Annotated in this window: 1 protein-coding gene; it reads left to right on the top strand. The window is 58.6% G+C overall.

Annotation, left to right across the window (positions count from 1 at the left end; genetic code table 11):
- On the top strand, positions 1-732 hold a 732-nt coding region (locus CO660_RS32450), incomplete at both ends, for a polysaccharide biosynthesis protein (protein ID WP_141504997.1).

Genomic DNA, 732 nt, shown 5'->3' with positions numbered 1-732 from the left:
CTCGAGCATATCCGCAAAGCCAGGGTGAACGTCCGGACATTGCCGGATCTCACCGCGCTGGCTCAGGGACGAGTCGCGGTCTCCGATATTCGTGAGCTGGAGATCGAAGACCTGCTGGGCAGGGAAGCGGTTGCGCCGCGGCAAGAGCTGCTCGACAAGGCAATGCGCAACAAGGTGGTCATGGTCACGGGCGCCGGCGGCTCTATCGGCGGCGAGTTATGTCGCCAGATTCTGCGCAACGCGCCTTCGAGCCTTATCCTCATAGATCAGAACGAGTTTGCGCTTTATAATATCCATGCCGAATTGCTGAAGCTGGCCGAAGTTTACGAGCATGAGAGCCTGCAGATCGTGCCGATCCTTTGTTCCGTCCGCGACCAGGATCGCATGGAACATATCATGCAGAGCTGGCGGCCTCAGACGCTTTATCACGCCGCCGCTTACAAGCATGTGCCTCTCGTCGAACACAATGCCGTCGAAGGCATCAAGAACAATGTCATGGGGACATTGATCACCGCACGTGCGGCAAATAGATGCGGCGTCTCGAATTTCGTGCTGATCAGCACCGACAAAGCCGTGCGTCCGACGAATGTGATGGGCGCCAGTAAGAGGCTGGCGGAGATGGTGCTGCAGGCGCTTGCGGCAGAGCTGACCGCCGACAGACTGCGGACAAACTTCTCGATGGTCCGCTTCGGGAACGTCCTTGGTTCGTCCGGATCCGTCGTGCCACTGTTC

Origin of the sequence: Rhizobium sp. L9, assembly GCF_002531885.1 — a bacterium.
Lineage (GTDB): Bacteria > Pseudomonadota > Alphaproteobacteria > Rhizobiales > Rhizobiaceae > Rhizobium.
This window is presented reverse-complemented; position numbering and strand designations above follow the sequence as displayed.